A 14,323-nucleotide genomic window follows, 5' to 3' on the forward strand; every position below is an offset into this window, starting at 1 on the left:
TGTTTCTAAAATTTATATTATTATTTAATATTGTATACAGACATTTTTGGGTTCGGTAAAAAATCTTAAGGCCTCAAATCCACCTTCTCTACCAACGCCAGAGTCTTTAGTGCCTCCAAATGCAGTACGTAAATCACGCATCATCCATGTATTTATCCAAACAATACCAGCTTGTATATGTTTTGCTAAATGCATACTTCTATTTAAGTTATTTGTCCAAATTGTGCAGGATAACCCGTAGCGTACATCATTTGCCATGGCCAAAGCTTCATCATCGGTGTCAAATGGCATGATTGTAACCACAGGCCCAAAAATTTCTTCTTGAGCCAATCTACAATCTGTAGAGTTGACTTCGATTATTGTTGGTTGTAAATAATACCCTTTTTCATAGCCATTTACCGTTACATAATTACCACCACAAAGAATAGTGCCTCCTTCTTCTTTTGCGATATCGATATATGATTTTACTTTTTCCAGATGTGATTTTGAAACTAATGCTCCTAAGTTCGTTTCTGGGTCAAGTGGAGCGCCAACTTTTAATGCTTTGGTTTTTGCGATAAAATCTGTTTTAAACTTATCATAAATAGTTCGTTCAATAAATATTCGAGAACCACAGAGACATATTTGTCCTTGATTGGCAAATGATGATCTTATTGTTGTACTAAGCATTTTATCATAGTCACAGTCTGCAAAAATCAAATTTGGATTTTTACCTCCTAATTCAAGGGATAGTTTTTTAAACATTGGAGCAGCGGTTTTGGCAATATGTGCGCCTGTTGCTGTTCCTCCTGTAAATGAGATAGCTTTAATATTCGGATGTTCTATTATAGCCTGTCCTGTAGTATTTCCTAAACCATGAACAATATTTAAAACACCTTTTGGTAGTCCTGCTTTAGTGCAGATGTCACCTAGCAAATAGGCTGTCATCGGTGTGATTTCACTTGGTTTGGCCACTACCGTATTACCAGCGGCCAATGCCGGAGCAATTTTCCAGGTAAATAAATAGAGTGGTAAATTCCATGGAGAAATACAACCCACTACACCTATAGATTGTCTTAGGGTAAAATTAATAGCATTTAAACCTGTGCTCTCATGTGCTTCACTTGCAAATTGTGTAATTGCATTCGCAAAAAATTGAAAGTTAGAAGACGCTCTTGGGATATCTACACTGGTCGATAGGCTTAAAGGTTTGCCATTATCTATAGCCTCTGCTTGAGCAAGTTGATCCAAATTTTCTGTTATCAACGAGGCTATCCTGGCTAAGATTTCACTACGTTGTTGTAATGGGGTTTCTGACCAAGTAGGAAATGCTTGTGCTGCGGCTTCATAAGCGACCTGTACATCTGCAGCTGAAGAGTTAGGAATTAAACTATATATATCACCAGTAGATGGATTGTAATTATCTATCCACTGGTCTTGTACAGGAGCTTTGAACTCCCCATTAATATAGTTTTTAATTTTTTTCATGTGTTCTTAATTTTTCAATTAACTGAAAATGTATTTTAACTGCTCAGCCGTTTGTTTTAAATCTCCTGTATAAGTTTGAATTTCGTTTTCATTAAATCTAGCCGAAGGACCAGAAGTACTTATTGCGGCAATAAACTTTCCTTTAGTATTAAAAACAGGAACAGCAACACATACTAATCCGATTTCATTTTCTTCCAGATCCAAAGCAAAACCATTGTTTTTAATATTCTCAACTTCGGTGATTAATTTTTGTTTATCAGTTATTGTGTTTTTAGTGACTGATTCTAAATCAAGATTTTTAATAATTTTTTTATAATCGTGCTCTACAAACGCGAGCATAATTTTCCCTAATCCAGTACAATGTAATGGTCTTTCTGTGCCAATTTGTGAGTTGATTTGTAAATCGTGCCTTCCTACAACTTTATCTAAGAAATATACTTTTTGATTTTTATGAATAGCTAAATGAGCGGTCTCGCCAGCACGTTTTACCAATTCTTCCATGAATGGTCTTGCCTTAGATATAAAATTTTTATTGATACTTACTTTTTGTCCTAATTCGAATAACTTAAGCCCTAGCCTATACTTTCCATTTTCTGTATTCTGTTGAATTACATTAAGAGCTTCCATAGTTGCTAACATCCTGTATACTGCACTTTTATTAGTGTGCATTAGCTTTGCAATTTCGGTAACACCCAATTCTATTGTATCTGTAGAAAAGCAGTCTAGAATATTGAATGCTTTTTCAACAGAAGTATTTAGAATTTTTTTATCAGTGGCATTACTCATGATTACCTTGATTTTTTTGATTGCAAACTATTTAGTTTTGTTTTTTATAGGCAACTACCTTTATTTCTACCAATAAATGAGGATGCGGCAATTGATGTACAGCTACGGTGGTTCTTGTTGGCCCGTCATAATCAAAATATTGAGCATAGACCTCATTATAACCACCAAAATCGTTCATATTGACTAAAAAAGAAGTCACATCGACAATATCTTTTAGATTAGCACCTTCTTCTTTTAAAATATCATTAATGTTTTCAAGAACAGCTTTTGTTTGTGTTTTGATATCTAGATTTGTTGTTCCAAATTCATCTACTTCTACACCTTCGAATGAATTATCTGGTCTTCTGGAACTTGTACCTGAAACATATATAAAATCACCAACACGTTTTACATGCGGAAACTTGCCTCTTGGAGTGGCTTTACCGTGTATTAATTTTCCTTTGTTCATGGTTAATAGCGTTGAAATGTTAGTATTGAGAATCTATAATTTTCATTTATTACGTATTCATTTTAATTTAGAAATCTTAGATTTTCTTATCTATTTTAATCCAGCAATTTTATCTTCTTCAAGTATTTCACTGGTCTCTTGTTGCACCTGATCAAATATGTTTTTTAAATCTTTTGATATATCAATTTCATGATCTGCAATTAGATTTAATAAAGCTTTGTCCTGTGCTCTACCAATTTTCATGGCTCTGGCATATCCTATATTCTCATCAAAAGTGACCATAGAATATTTTGAGAAATAGGTATCTGGGAATGTTTTTTCTAAATCCATTTCCAGCTTTCTTTTTTCTTTAAATAAAGGGTTAGCTACATGATCACGCATCTCGAAGTAATTATCGATTGCTAAATCTGCAATGGCATCTGTATCTTCTTTTCTTACTTTCTGATATGCCTTAAAAGTAGCATTCCAGTCTCCCTGATGTTGTTCCAAAATTTCATCAAAAACGACTACGTCTTCAAAAGAAGCATTCATGCCCTGGCCATAAAAAGGTACAATTGCATGTGCAGCATCTCCAATTAGTAATGTTTTTCCTTTGTAGTACCATGGTGAGCATTTTACAGTACCTAATGCTCCTGTTGGGTTGTTGAAAAACTCATGATCAATATCCGGAATTAAATCAAGAGCATCTGGGAATTGTGTTTTAAAGAATTCAGTAACTTTTTCTATATTGGTTAGATTATTGAAATTGTACTTACCCTCATCATAGGATAAGAATAAGGTTACCGTAAAACTACCATCTAAATTTGGCAAGGCAATAAGCATATATTCACCACGGGGCCAGATATGTAAATGATCTTTGCTTATTTGATGATTCCCGATTTTACCTGCAGGAATTTCTAATTCTTTATATCCATGTGTCAGGTAATCCTGAGAGTAGCTAAACAAAAACTTTTTCTCGAGATAATAACTTTTTCTAAGAGCAGAACCTGCGCCATCTGCACCAAAGATAATATCTGCATGTACTTCAAATTTTTCTTTGGTAGTATAACATTTAAATTTTGCAACTGTATTTTCGATGTCGACACCAGTGCACTTTTTATTAAAATGTATGGTTACATTCTCGTATTTTTCTGCTTCAGTTAACAGTAACCCGTTTAAACCTCCTCTAGAAATAGAATTGATGTATTTTCCTTTTCTTCCAGAATAGTTAGAGGCAAATGTATTTCCTTCAATATCATGAATTAATCTACCATACATAGGAATGCAAAACGGAGTTACTTTATCTTCAATACCAACCATTTTCATGGCTTTTAACCCTCGATCAGATAATGCGAGGTTAATAGAACGACCTGCAGAGATATCGGTAGTTCTTAAATCAGGCCTGCTTTCATAAACAGTTACACGATATCCTCTTTGTGCCATTCTTAATGCCAGGAGAGAACCGCATAGACCCGCACCAATGATAAGTATGTTTTCTTCTTTTTGCATCATACTAATGTTTTTAATATTTCGATCATTCTGTATACATCTTCAAAACTATTGTATAGTGGTGTTGGAGCACAACGAATAACATCAGGTTCCCTCCAATCTGTAATAATATGATGATCTGTAAGTTTTTGATGTAGACTTTTATCTGCATTCTTAACTTGAATAGATAATTGACACCCTCTTTCTTCTGGATTTTTGGGAGTAATGATTTTGATTCTATCGGTATCTATCTCATTAATTAAAAATTCGAAGTATGCTGTTAGTGCTTTTGACTTTTCTCTTAAAGCAACCATTCCAACCTCATTAAAAATATCTAGAGAAGCTTTAATCGCTGCCATAGATAAAATAGGAGGGTTGCTTAATTGATAGCCTTCTGCACCGGGCATAACATCAAATTCCTGACGCATGTTGAAACGAGTTTTTTTATTATGACTCCACCAGCCGGAAAAACGTTTTAGATCTTTATTGTATGCATGTTTTTCATGAACAAATAATCCTCCCAGACTACCAGGGCCAGAGTTTAAATATTTGTAAGTACACCATGCAGCAAAATCGACTCCAGAATCATGTAATTCTGGCTGAATGTTACCAACACCATGTGCTAAGTCAATACCTACCATACAGTTTTTGGCATGCCCTAAATCAGCAATTTTCTTAAGATCCAGATATTGACCAGTATAATAATTTAAGCCTCCAATTAATAATAAAGCAATTTCGTCACCTTGTTGATCAAGAATAGTTTCTAAATCCTCTAGTCTTAATAGTTCTTCTCCTGAGCGCGGTTTCCATTCTATTAATCCTTCTTTGGGATCAAAACCGTGAAACCGTAATTGTGATTCTACAGCATACCGATCCGAAGGAAACGCATCACTCTCTATCACAATCTTATATTTGGTTTTATCGGGTTGATAAAATGACACCATTAATAGATGTAAATTGGTAGTTAACGTATTCATGATAACTACTTCTATGGGTTTTGCTCCGACCACTTTTGCCATAGTATCGGTTAAAAACTCATGATATGGCATCCAGGGATTTTTGGCTTCAAAATGACCTTCTACTCCAAAATTTGCCCAATCCTCAAGTTCTTGTTGGATGTATTTCTTTGTAGTTTTTGGTTGCAACCCCAGAGAGTTACCACACATGTATATCCAATCTTTTCCGTTATCATCTTTTGGAATATGAAATTGATCTCTGTATTGTGCTATTTTGTCTTTTTGATCAAGCTCTTTTGCGTATTCTAAACTAGCTTTTGATGCTATGGTCATTTTAGTCGTTTTAATAATTGAAACAGTGTTTCACTAATTTACAAAAATAAAATGATACCAAAAGCAATAAACTTAATTTTGATATGTATAAGATCAAATTAGGAGAAATAGTATGTGTTAGTAGAATAGCATTAACCCATTAAAAGAAATCTTGAAAGGTTCTATAAACGTGAGTTCGGCATAAGAAAATTTACGTCAGTCAGAGTGATTTTCGGTAGAAAATTGTATCGAAGACAAGTAAATTTTCAAGCAAAAGCCTAATTTCGATACAATTTTTCTCCGTTTCACTATGAAAAACCACTCAATTTGACGACTTTTTTAAACTAAATACTTACATCGAATTCACGTTATAAGGAAGTAATATAAATGATTTGAAAAACTAGTAATGTTTTTTATTCAGTAATTACTTCAATTCCTGTGAAATAAAGCTTTCGATTTCCTTCGTGTAGTTTATGGGTTTTGGCAATTTTAATACCATTAAAATTTTGGTAATCTTCCCATGAAGTAGTCATAGAAGGCTCTGGTTGATTCCCTTTTCTGAATACCCATTCTTTAATGCTAAAATCTCCTTCAAAATAAAAGTCATAAGCATCACCAGGGGTATAACCTCCATTGTTTTTATACACGATGGTTAATTTCTGCATTTCAGTATTACTTATAGGAGCGATGGCTTTTACTTCATGTTTTGAAGTAAAACTTGCTTTATCCCAAACAAGATTGAAAGGAGCTAATAACCAATATTTGTCATTAATGAATCTTTGATCTGCTTTAATAGAAATACTATCTAATTGAGTTCTGTTGTAAGTTATAGTATCTTGCTCAGAGGTTAGGGTTACCATATCGTTTTTTGGTTTCCAACTCCATGACCTATCATAATGAGTGCTGTCTCGATCAACATTAAAGGTAAATTTAATTTCTTTTACCTTGTTCCAATGCTGTAATCCGTTTGCATTAGCAATTGCTTCTGCTGTAGTTGGAATTTTCTTTTGAGTATTGTCTACCACAGGCTTTGGGTCTCTTACTTCAATATCTTCCTCATATTTATTTTCTTTTTTAGTGCTGGTATTACACGAGACAGATAATAAGATACATGATAGTATTACTAAGACTTTTTTCATTGTGGGTTATTTTTGGCTAAAATATAAAAAGAAAAACCTTGCTAATCGAGATTAACAAGGTTTTAGGTTTTAAAAAAGATAGAGAGAGCTACTCTACAATTAAAGTATATTGAGGAGTTTTATTTAAAGGACAAAAATATGTGTAGGTTCCTTTTTGTAGTGCAACTGTCTGAGAACTTTCGGTTTTTCCTTCGGCTACTACTTTAGTTACATATGCTGTTTTGATATGATTTTCGGCATTAGAAGCATCTTTTCCTTCTGGAACTAATACAAATCCAACATCTGTTCCTGCATGGTTGTTGGTAATATTGAATACATAGCTTCCTTCTGATAACTTTATTTCTTTTTGGGTGAATTCTCCTTTGGTTTGCTCTAGAGAAACATTTTTTACTTTTTGTGCTTGTGCGCTAAACGTGATTGCTAAAATAAATGAGAATACTGTAATTAACTTTTTCATGATTTTGATACTTGTAATTTAAATTATTTGAAATTATTTTTTGAAACCTCACAGAAATGCAACCTGATTTGGTATTAGTCTGTGAGGTTTAATCGGGGTAATTAGACTTCTGTAGCTTCTAATGGTTGTGCAACCGGAAAATCTACAGGAATTTGCGTTGTATTGTTTATGTAATTAGAAATTGTTTTGTCTCCTACTAATACAATAGTGTCTATTAAGTTTCCTTTAGAATATCCAGCAGTAAAAAAGTTGTCTATAGCATCCTGATTAGCATTACCTCTATTTTCTGTAATATTTTTTGCTAATCCGGCTAATGCATTAAGTTTAGTGTCGAAAGAAGCACGACCAGCTCTAAGTTCTAAAATTTGCTCATCGGTAAACCCGTTCATTTTTCCTATTGCTGTATGAGCAGATAGACAGTATACACATCCGTTTACTTCACTAACGGCCAGGTTTACAACTTCTTTTTCTTTTGCAGAAAGAGATGTTTTTGCATTAGAAAAGTTTAAATAGTTTTCTAGTGCTGTTTCACTATGTGCATAAGTTGCGTATAGATTAGGTACAAACCCTAATGCTTTATTAAGGTTGTCAAATATCGCTTGATTACCGGCGTTTACTTCTTCTCTGGTTGGTACATTAAATGTGCTCATAATATAATTGTTTTTAGTTATTTTATTGAAACCTTTTTCAGGCTTCTGTTATTTTGTTTTTAATTAACGAGGCAAAGATCGTGTGAAAATAGGTGGAGTAGAATAGTCGTTTTTCCCGATTACTTGTCAAATTTTCCTAACCTATTTTTGTACTTATCTTTGGACGAAAGATTTTTTGGTATCACAATAAAAATCATGAATGCCTTTTTGTTCACAATGTGTTTTTGGATGAATAGAGGCGGCTATTTTTTTTCTTCCTTTGCTAAAAATTTCAATTAAATTGAAAATTGATTTATGTTGTACTGTCATTTTTGTATAGTTTTAAATTAACAGTGCAAAGATGTGACATAGAAGAGAGGGAAGGAATGGTAGTTTTTCCCAAGGACTTGTCGATTTTTCCCGGATATAAAAAAACACCTCTTTACAATAGAGGTGTTTGAATACTTTTTTAAGCACTATTTATGAGTACCTAATCGCTTTAGGATTAAAAAAATTTGACTTCTTTTCTTCTAGTCCAAAGAATAACCGCACTTAATACAAAAGTTACTACTGCAGTGATGAAGAGAATTCCGCCATCATTATTAATTTCGACACCTAATTTGGTTAAATGCATCATGATAGCACCTCCGATAATACCAAGAGCTAGCATTGCGCCAATCCATGCTGTTTTAGGGATCAATAATAAAATACCGGCAATTAATTCTGTTATTCCTGTACCTATTCTTCCATAAGGTTCTAATCCAACTTTTGTGAATATATACACACTATCTGGATGAGCAGTAAATTTAAATCTAAGAGTTTGAATTAAGATTAATGCTACGAGAATTCGTAACAAGAGGGGTAAAATCTTTTTCATGTTAGGTTGTTATATTAATTAGTTTTATTGTGGTAAACACGTTATAGAACACTGGGTAAAGCGTCGATTTTCCCATTAAAAGTATTCTTTCTTGAGATAATATACAATTCTTCTAGGTTATTATCTTTTTTAAATTGATTAATTAACTCGGGTAATTTCTTGTTAAGAAATGCTTTGAAAGACTCGGAGTTGTTACTTCTATTGGCGCTTTTACGTATAATTTTTAGGTAAGTTGCAGTCAAAATTTCTAAGTTACTTCTTTCTGAAAGAAATAATAAACGATCATTATTTTGGTTAGCTTTTTGAATTTGATTCTTGAAATCAATTTTGTTTATGGCAATAAGATCGTTATTAAAATTGCTAAAGCTATTTGTATAGACTACTTCCTCTGCATTTTCGTTTAAATACACAGTCTCTAATTGATCTTCATAAATTATTTGAGCATTACTTATTGACAGAGATAGAAATAAAATGCTAAATATTGCTAGTTTGGTGGTAAGAATTGAAGTTTTCATATTTAATATGCTTTACCCGAAAAATACTTCGGTAATTGATTTTATTTTTATAGTATAAAATTAGGGCAAACATAAATAACATAACATATATCTTTTTCCTATATTCTTGTCAATATTTCCTTTCAAGTTCTGGTTTCAATTGTTTTTTAAACTCTGAAGGAGAAAGAGATGTATGTCTTTTAAACATTCTACTAAGATGAGATGCATCTTCAAAACCGATTTCATAAGCAATCTCTTTAGCAGATTTGTCTGTATAGATAAGTAGGCGTTTGGCTTCTAAAATTATCCGATCATGAATAATTTGTAGGGGACTTTTTTCAAATTTAGCAAAATTATTTGATAACGTTTTAGGGGATTTAAATAGTTTTTGAGCATAAAACCCTACAGCATGTTCTTTTCTAAAATGAGTGTCTACCAAGATGTTGAAATTTCTAATCAAATCTACCTGATCTCCAAGGTTATTATAATTGCTTTGTTGTTTGATTAGGCGTGTGGTTGTTATTATAAATCTAGCCATTAGCATACGTAGCATTTCTGCCTGTATGGTATCTACAGTGTCTAACTCATCTAAAAAAACCTTATGTAATTGATCTAATTTATTTTGCTCTTTTACATCTAGTTTAACGATAGAAATGGTGGTATTTCCATAAAAAAGAACTCCAACACAACTTACTTCTTTATCATGATCTTTGATACAATAAAACTCTCTGTTAAACTGATATACTAGTGCATTTACTCCATCAATAAATTTGAAATATTGATTTGGCGTTAGCACTACAATTTTATTTTTTTTGATTGTAGTAGAAACTCCATCAATCTCTATACTAATATCAGTGTCTCTAGCCCAGATAAAAGTAAATAATTCTATAATTTTTGATGTTACATAAGACTGTAATAGTTCTTCGTCAGCAATTTTTAGTATAGCACCGGTCGAAAATTCTTTAAATTCTTTTATCATACATGATAGGTCGTTTTTTATACGGTTTTATTACAAATCAATGTAAAAGGATTTAAGTTTATTTTTTTGAGCTCACGGGCAAGCTCTTTGGGATATTGGATATGTGTAGAATATGTTTCTCTCTAAACTGAGAGACTATATGGAAGTGATCGATATTCTTTTAAGAATATTGATAATGATGAACTATGGAGGCTAGTATTCAGGCTAGTAATAATCGAACGATTAATCCAATTGCACCTCGTTGTCCAATCATGTTTCTAAGCTCTTGTAAGCTTGATGATGTTATTTCTATTTTAGTAGCAAGTCCATTACTAGTACCTCCATCTACAAATGTTTGTAATGAAGAAGTTGTAACTCCAAGCTTATTTGCTATGCCAGACCTTACATTTCCTTCGGTAAGATCTCTAAGTGAGTTTATTGTTACACCACTTTTTCTAGCTATTCTATTTAAACTCATAGTTGTGCCTTTTAGAATTAATTCATAGTTAGTTATAGTAAGGATAAGCAATTATTGACTAGTAGACTGACGTATAATGAGATATATATGGAAGTATATTTTTCATTATTTTTTCTCTATTACTAATTTAAGGTAGATTTTTTTAGAATTCTTACGGGAAACCTCAACTTCTGAAAAAAGACAGAAAAAATAAGGTTTTTTGAATCAAATTATAAGTGTAAACAACTTTTGATTTGCACGAAACCTCTTACTTACAGAAGCTGGATTAACTATAGAATACTTAAATGAATATGACGGATCGCCTTATGAGGTTTTCCCTGGTTTTGTTGAGGGTGAAAGCAAGATGTTTGTTACAAAAGAGAAGTTATATCCACTAGTCTTTGCGATCAAAGCCCGACGATAGGTGCTAATTACTTTTTTATCAAATTATTGAAAATAACTCTAACTGATTACGATGTGCTTACCCGATAATTCGTTTTAACCATTTTAATTTTTTTGCACTATATGGAGCATATTTTAAATTAAGTTCTATCCAAAATGGTTTTTGCAGGATGCTCTTAAAGTGAGAAAAAGCATCAAACCCATATTTTCCGTGATAATTTCCGATACCACTATCACCAACACCTCCAAAAGGAAGAGATTGTTCTGTAAAATGCATTACAGCGTCATTTACAGCACCACCTCCGAATGATATTTCGTTTAGAACTTTATTTTTTATAGCTTTATTTTTAGTAAAAACATAACAAGAAAGAGGCTTAGATAATGTTTTGATTTTTGTGATAGCTTCTTCGATAGAATCAAATGAAAGCACTGGCAAAATGGGACCAAAGATTTCTTCTTGCATTACTTTATCAGAAAATAATACATCTTTTAGGATAGTAGGAGGTATTACTCGCTCTTCGGGATTACCCAAGCCACCTACATATATTTTATCTGAATCTATCAAGTTATTGAGTCTATCAAAATTCTTGTCATTAATGATTTGCGTATAATTATGATGGTTTACATTGTAATCACTTTTTTTGATATGATCTTTCATTGCTAATAAAAACTGATCACGTATAGAAGAATCTATTATAACATAATCTGGAGCGATACAAGTTTGACCAGCATTAAGAAATTTTGCCCAAACCAACCTTTTGGCAGTCATATTAATATCTACATCTTTTGTAATAATTGCAGGACTTTTTCCACCTAACTCTAGAGTAACCGGAGTAAGATGTTTTGCAGCTGCCTGGTAGATGATTTTTCCTACCGATACACTACCGGTAAAAAATATTTTGTCAAATTTAATTTTTAAAAGATCGGATGTTTCTTTTACTCCACCTTCAATAACTTTGAAAAAAGCAGGATCAAAGTTTTGATTGATCAGTGAAGCCATTGTTGCTGAGGTTTTTGAAGGAACCTCACTTGGTTTAAGAATAACAGTACATCCAGCTGCAATTGCCGCTATAGCCGGACAAAGTGATAATTGATATGGGTAATTCCAGGCTCCGATTACAAGAATACTCCCATAAGGTTCAGGAATAATATAACTTCTTCCAGGAAGGTTTGTTAATCCTGTGCGAACTTTTCTTTTCCTGTTCCATTTTTTAATTTTTACTAGGGCTAGGTCAATTTCATGATAAATTATGGATAACTCGGTAACGTAAGTTTCGAATTCTGATTTTTTAAAATCAGCATAGATAGAATTATAAAGTAGCTTCTCGTTTTTTTGTAATACGTTTTTTAGTTGCTTTAATTCTTTAATTCTAAAAGAGATGTCTCTTGTCGTATTCGTATTAAAAAATAGACGTTGTTGATCTATGACACCTTGATAATCCATAATGATACATATTCTTAAGAATCTTAAAAATAAGGATTTTTGTTAAGCTTTTTACTTTTCAAGCTTAAGTTCTCGTTGCATCTGTTTTACGGTCAAAGTACTACCGTCATGACTCCATCCTGGTGGGCCAAAAATATACATGAATTTATGATACCAGTTTTTTGATTTTTTGGTGTCATTCCATATATCCTTATATTCATGAGTTAGGATTATCCAGGGATTGTATGAATTTGGTGCATGTGTAACACCATATTGTATTTCTATATCCTCGTCTAGTTCTTTCCAGGTACCAAATATTTTATCAAAAATATTGAGAAATCCTCCATGATTTTTATCCATGTACTCTATATTTTTGGCATGATGCACCTGATGCATGGTGTGCGTATTGAATAATTTTTCAATTATTCCCATTTTAGGAATGTATACAGAATGAAGTTGAAATTGCCATAGCGCTTCAATACCCAGGCAAACTATTACCATCCCAGGAGGGAATCCTATTGCTGGTAACCACATATAAAATAATGGTTTGTAAAGAAGAGTAAACCATCCATTTCTTACTGCAGTACCCAAATTAAAATTATCCGAAGAATGGTGTACAATGTGCGCGGCCCATAAAGCTCTTACCATATGATTCTGTCTATGAAACCAGTAATAGGTATAGTCATCTGCGAGTTGACATAAAAGCCAAACATACCATGCGAATCCAAAAGATTTCCAACCCATTATATTAGTTCGAACCCCATCAACTTCAGGATTAAAAAGCTCATATACAAAATGAAATAGTACAATAGAAAAAACAGTCTTGATTAATGGTCCTAAGATTGCTGATCCTACCCCCATGGTTAAACTGGCAGTTAAGTCTTTCCAATTATATAGATCTTTTTGATCATGAGTTTTGCTATAGGTAAGCTCTAATAAAATTAGTGCCAAAAAAAGGGGCACTCCATAGGTCAAGGGTTTAATAAATTCCATTTTTCTTTTTCTATTTTATTCCATCGGGGCGGAATATAGGGAGAATTTTTAGGATATCATTAACAAAACTGAAGTATTCGATTATGAACCTTATTTTAGTATTAATTGTATAAATAAATAGTTTGAAAAGTGAATTAGAAACATGTTCATTTACTTTTCAAACCATTTATTAGGTAATCTTGTTTTACTTAAGATCTCTAAGTACATTAAAAGCTCTCAAGGTATTTTTCATAGCTTTCTTTTCTGATTTACTTACGATTCTTGAATCAACATTTTCCTTCCCAAAAAATGTTATTTTAACTTTTTTTCCAGAAGCAATCGCTTTTATCATAGGCATTTCGAGTTGTTTCACTACCCGATCAATCCATTCTCTTTTCCCCCCAGATTCTTCTTTCGAATTAAATTCTCCTGGTGTGTCTTCTTCTACATGATAGATTTTTCCATCCACATCTATTTCGATTCTCTGTATAAATAACCAATCTTTTTTGGTAAAATAGTTAATAGAAAACCCTAACCATGGCTTACGGCTATCTTTCTTACCAACGTAGATTTGAAAATAACTTTTAGTATTTACTTGGATAGAGGATTTATCTGAATACCAGGTTACTTCATTAACAGCATCATACTTCTTCCTCATTTTTGCAATTGCCTTTTTATAATCCTCCGGATTACTTTCTTCTGTTAACTTATCTTTATTTAGTGCTTTTTGAGCTTGAAGAATCTCTTTCTTGACCTTTTTTAATAAGCTTTTTCCTTTCTTAGTTTCACTAGAACTAGGGTATTTGTCAACTAGAACCTCAAGTCGTTCTTTACTCTTGACATATTCTAAAGCGTCATAGTATTCATGAGCTTGTTCAAGAATTTGATTAGGAGTTAGCTGGCATTCTGCAATTTCTTTTTTTAATTTATCATTTTCCTCCTTTAATTTATCAAAATCAGCCTGAGGAATACCACAGCTAACTAGAATTAAAGTCATTAAAATATTAAAAAGGATAATTCTTCTCATTACTAAACTTTTTGAGATTATGGTTACTAATTGTTTAAAACAAAAATATAAT

At 32.5% G+C, this 14,323-nt stretch carries 15 protein-coding genes; all 15 read right to left on the reverse strand.

Features of this window, described 5'->3' with window-relative positions; genetic code table 11:
- Nucleotides 1-24: 24 nt before the first annotated feature.
- The gene (locus ATE84_RS08985) at nt 25-1,467 is read right to left on the reverse strand and encodes an aldehyde dehydrogenase (protein ID WP_101447643.1); all 1,443 of its coding nucleotides are present in this window, start codon (nt 1,465-1,467) and stop codon (nt 25-27) included.
- 18 nt (nt 1,468-1,485) lie between these two features.
- Nucleotides 1,486-2,253 (reverse strand): IclR family transcriptional regulator, encoded by a 768-nt coding sequence (locus ATE84_RS08990; RefSeq protein WP_101447644.1) that lies wholly within the window; start codon nt 2,251-2,253, stop codon nt 1,486-1,488.
- Between the two features lie 31 nt (nt 2,254-2,284).
- Nucleotides 2,285-2,701 (reverse strand): RidA family protein, encoded by a 417-nt coding sequence (locus ATE84_RS08995; RefSeq protein ID WP_101447645.1) that lies wholly within the window; start codon nt 2,699-2,701, stop codon nt 2,285-2,287.
- A gap of 90 nt (nt 2,702-2,791) precedes the next feature.
- Nucleotides 2,792-4,189 carry an NAD(P)/FAD-dependent oxidoreductase gene (locus ATE84_RS09000; RefSeq protein ID WP_101450946.1) on the reverse strand — a complete coding sequence of 466 codons (1,398 nt, stop codon included), beginning with the start codon at nt 4,187-4,189 and terminating at the stop codon, nt 2,792-2,794.
- On the reverse strand, nt 4,189-5,457 hold the full coding sequence (gene kynU, locus ATE84_RS09005; RefSeq protein ID WP_101447646.1) for a kynureninase: 1,269 nt from the start codon (nt 5,455-5,457) through the stop codon (nt 4,189-4,191). Before kynU ends, ATE84_RS09000 begins: the two co-directional genes overlap by 1 nt.
- Nucleotides 5,458-5,849: 392 nt before the next feature.
- Nucleotides 5,850-6,575, reverse strand: a complete 726-nt coding sequence (locus ATE84_RS09010; RefSeq protein ID WP_101447647.1) for a hypothetical protein — start codon at nt 6,573-6,575, stop codon at nt 5,850-5,852.
- Between the two features lie 88 nt (nt 6,576-6,663).
- Complete coding sequence (locus ATE84_RS09015; RefSeq protein WP_101447648.1) at nt 6,664-7,032, reverse strand: cupredoxin domain-containing protein; 369 nt, start codon at nt 7,030-7,032, stop codon at nt 6,664-6,666.
- A gap of 101 nt (nt 7,033-7,133) precedes the next feature.
- Nucleotides 7,134-7,682 (reverse strand): carboxymuconolactone decarboxylase family protein, encoded by a 549-nt coding sequence (locus ATE84_RS09020; RefSeq protein WP_101447649.1) that lies wholly within the window; start codon nt 7,680-7,682, stop codon nt 7,134-7,136.
- A 484-nt stretch (nt 7,683-8,166) separates the two neighbouring features.
- Nucleotides 8,167-8,538 (reverse strand): DoxX family membrane protein, encoded by a 372-nt coding sequence (locus ATE84_RS09025; RefSeq protein ID WP_101447650.1) that lies wholly within the window; start codon nt 8,536-8,538, stop codon nt 8,167-8,169.
- Nucleotides 8,539-8,579: 41 nt separating this feature from the next.
- Nucleotides 8,580-9,053 carry a hypothetical protein gene (locus ATE84_RS09030; protein ID WP_101447651.1) on the reverse strand — a complete coding sequence of 158 codons (474 nt, stop codon included), beginning with the start codon at nt 9,051-9,053 and terminating at the stop codon, nt 8,580-8,582.
- Nucleotides 9,054-9,162: 109 nt separating this feature from the next.
- Nucleotides 9,163-10,011, reverse strand: a complete 849-nt coding sequence (locus ATE84_RS09035) for a helix-turn-helix domain-containing protein (protein ID WP_101447652.1) — start codon at nt 10,009-10,011, stop codon at nt 9,163-9,165.
- Nucleotides 10,012-10,210: 199 nt separating this feature from the next.
- On the reverse strand, nt 10,211-10,468 hold the full coding sequence (locus tag ATE84_RS09040; RefSeq protein WP_101447653.1) for a hypothetical protein: 258 nt from the start codon (nt 10,466-10,468) through the stop codon (nt 10,211-10,213).
- Nucleotides 10,469-10,928: 460 nt separating this feature from the next.
- Nucleotides 10,929-12,293, reverse strand: a complete 1,365-nt coding sequence (locus ATE84_RS09045; RefSeq protein WP_101447654.1) for an aldehyde dehydrogenase — start codon at nt 12,291-12,293, stop codon at nt 10,929-10,931.
- Between the two features lie 51 nt (nt 12,294-12,344).
- The gene (locus ATE84_RS09050) at nt 12,345-13,265 is read right to left on the reverse strand and encodes a sterol desaturase family protein (RefSeq protein ID WP_101447655.1); all 921 of its coding nucleotides are present in this window, start codon (nt 13,263-13,265) and stop codon (nt 12,345-12,347) included.
- 184 nt (nt 13,266-13,449) lie between these two features.
- Nucleotides 13,450-14,271: a hypothetical protein gene (locus ATE84_RS09055; RefSeq protein WP_101447656.1), complete on the reverse strand. Its 822-nt coding sequence runs from the start codon at nt 14,269-14,271 to the stop codon at nt 13,450-13,452.
- Between the last annotated feature and the right edge of the window lie 52 nt (nt 14,272-14,323).

It is taken from the genome of Aquimarina sp. MAR_2010_214, assembly GCF_002846555.1.
In the GTDB taxonomy this organism is placed as follows: domain Bacteria; phylum Bacteroidota; class Bacteroidia; order Flavobacteriales; family Flavobacteriaceae; genus Aquimarina.